3 protein-coding genes are annotated in these 2,850 nt (G+C 58.7%); all 3 read left to right on the forward strand.

Annotated elements, in window-relative coordinates; all coding sequences use genetic code 11:
* The first annotated feature begins 294 nt into the window (after window positions 1-294).
* The 3 genes from ACP7AZ_RS17690 (at window position 295) to ACP7AZ_RS17700 (ending at window position 2,776) form a co-directional block, all read left to right on the forward strand.
* Entirely contained in the window at window positions 295-795 is a 501-nt protein-coding gene (locus tag ACP7AZ_RS17690; protein ID WP_426039964.1) for a hypothetical protein, read from the forward strand.
* Between the two features lie 111 nt (window positions 796-906).
* The gene (locus tag ACP7AZ_RS17695; RefSeq protein ID WP_426039965.1) at window positions 907-1,380 is read left to right on the forward strand and encodes a hypothetical protein; all 474 of its coding nucleotides are present in this window, start codon (window positions 907-909) and stop codon (window positions 1,378-1,380) included.
* Window positions 1,381-1,810: 430 nt separating this feature from the next.
* The gene (locus ACP7AZ_RS17700; RefSeq protein WP_426039966.1) at window positions 1,811-2,776 is read left to right on the forward strand and encodes a hypothetical protein; all 966 of its coding nucleotides are present in this window, start codon (window positions 1,811-1,813) and stop codon (window positions 2,774-2,776) included.
* The last annotated feature ends 74 nt before the right edge of the window (window positions 2,777-2,850 follow it).

Here is a 2,850-nt window from a genome sequence, read left to right on the forward strand (position 1 = left end):
CCACCACCATCCGGACCGCTCGCTCGCGAACCTCGGGTGAGAACTTGTTCGTCGTCTTGCTTGTCATGGCCTCTTCCTCTCAGGAGTTAAGGCCTCCGGCAAACCCGGGGCGGTTCAATAGTGCACTTTTCATGAGGTGCACTAAGGGGGCGGGCGCTGCTCCATTTCTTCACCATGCCGAAGCCCCGGGGTTGGGGCATCCATCGCGTTCCCGATTCGTGAAGCTGGAGCCGCAATCGCCGGGACAGGCAGGCCCTTCGCGCTTAAGCTGCGGAATCAGCTAGTTGGTGGGACATGGCGGTGTTGATGTTTGAGCGTGCGAAGAGATCACTAGCGCGCGCGGTATTGGTGGCGACAGCGTTCGGCTGCGTCGCGACTGCGCTGCCAACGGGGGCAAACGCTCAGGAGGCACAGGTGTACCGCAGTGCCCCTCGTCTGCCCGACTTCCAAGGTGCGGACCGCAGGTTCGGGACCTACAGGACTCGCATTAGCGATGAGATGCGAACGGGCCCGAACTTCGCATGGCGCTACGCTATCGTCGAAATCGGATGCGGCACGTCTTGCCGCTTCGTGTTCGTCGGAGACGTCTCGACAGGGCGGGTCTACGACTTTCCGTACGGCGGGGAAGAGTTCTACATGCTCAACCTCCGCTACAATGTGAAAGAGAACTACGTGACCGCCCGTTGGATTTCCGACGGCGTATGCATGGAAGATTTTCTCGAGTGGGACGGCGCGCGCTTTATGTCGGCGAACATGCGCGTTGTCGGACCGCGTACGATTTGCGAAGCGCTCTGACAGGCGGGCTCTCAGGGTAGGTCGTGCACTCGACCGCCGCAGCAGCCATTACACATCCGGTGGCGCTCCCGGCGCGTTGACCGGCCCACATCTGTCTAAGGAGCAACCATCGTGAAGCTGAGTCTGCTGATAGCTTTCCTCCTCTGCGCTCCCGCCCCAGCTTTGGCGCAGTCCAATTCTGCTCCCATCATCGCAAGCGGAGCGTGCGATGCGCAGTCGGGCGTCACTATCGATGAGGGCGACCTAAGCCGGCTGTACTGCGACACCGTGGTGATCATGCGCAGCGAACGGGGGACCGTGCTGATCCAGTTCACAGACAAACAAGGTGATGACGGACGAATTCTCGGCTTCGCCGGGACCATCGAGGGCAGGCAAGGTTTTGGTGCCGACGCTACGCAAATAATGGCGGTGGAGCGGGTTTACCTCGGAGGAGCCGATCCGATCCCGACCGAACGTGGCAGCTGCATCATGAACTGGACAGGTCTGCATAGAACTGGCGGACATTTGACCAGCGTCGTATGCGGCGGGCGAGGCGAAGCCGAGGGCTCAGACATCATGGCCATGGCTGCGCTAGAAACCCGGTAACCTTCAGACGCCCACGATCGATACCCAGCCGGCGGCAATCGATACCCCCTTCGATTTCGCCTGGGCCCTGCACAGAACGCCAAAGCCGAGGAGCCCTCCTCTCCTCCACCTCAGTGCACTTTTCGTATTCTGCACTGAAGGCCGGATTCTGGCTCAAAGGGCGGTTCGGAACGTCCGCTCCACGCCGAAACGCCGATGTCGCTTGATCCGGCTGGACCTGAACGAGAAGAGAAGGGGAGGGTCGGGTTCCTTGGCATTCGGACCTCTCGGAACGAGGTAGCCGAGAAAAATATACTCGACGCCGATCCTGGACGACGTGCATGTCTGGCTTGACCGTTGGTTGTTTGTCGCCGATCTAGTTTGGGTTGCGCTTCTTTGAGGAGCGAGTCGCACCCGCCACCAGAAACTGGCTCAATCAGGACATTTTCGGTTGGAAACGGGTTACGCATTAAAGGACGTCGGCAACACCAAGGCCCGGGATTTAGCGCGTGGGTTGCTCGACCGGAAGTCAGGACGGCCTGAGCAGAAGAAGACGCTTAAAAGGCTGTTGGACATCATCGAGATCGAGGATCTCAAGAAGTTTGACTTCGTCCTTCGTGGCAATTCGCTTTTCGTCCACTTGGAACTGATCGAAGAGTTTCCTGCGGTAGCCCCGTTCGATGGCGGTCAGAACTTGTCGCTAGTCGCCGATGGTCAACTGGCTGTCGACTACGTTGCTTACAGGATAAGCCAGAACGCCGACCGGATATGCGCCGCTTTCGAGCGGCTTAAACAGCTGAATACGGCTCTGTCGGTAGGCGACGGCGAAGCGATCGTCTTGTTGTTCGAAGCTATTCTGGATGAGTTCGGTCACTCGTTGGCGGTCGCGCGAAAGGCAGCCGTGGTGGTGGGCTATGCGCCCAAGGACACACTGTCATTCCGCTACTGCACAGAACTGCTGTCTTCCTACGGGACCAGCGGCAAAAACTACGGGATCATGGCAACGATCGATACGATCGCGGCCGACTTCAACTATCTAGACCTTAAGTCGACGTTTCGACCATTCGCCAGCATCGCGGAACAAGCCTCGCTCGTACGCAAGGTGTCCCACCTTTGTTTTAGCCCGCTGTCCGCTGACGCTTCGGAGGCGGTTCGATTGGTCGCTGTCTCATCTGAAATCAGTCTCATCGACGCCGCCCTTGCACTGCTTGCGCACACGTCGGACGGACTTCTAAACGTCGAACTGCCAGCGAGCGTCACTTCCGCCTGGCATGCCCTGTCCGTCATGCCGGATGGAAGATTGCTCTTTCTGGAGGCCCACGAGCCGTATTCTGACCTGCACGCCTTTCGCTTGGCTCCTGCGTTTCTCGAATGTCCGCCGTCAGCGCCAATGAGACAGATTGAGGGTTCCGTTTAGAGGAGGATTTTGGTCTCGTCGTAGTGACGAAGGAACGAAGATGAGACCAAAATCCTTGCCCTTGAAGGCAACGC

The organism is Brevundimonas sp. DC300-4 (genome assembly GCF_049897365.1).
Taxonomy (GTDB): Bacteria; Pseudomonadota; Alphaproteobacteria; order Caulobacterales; family Caulobacteraceae; genus Brevundimonas.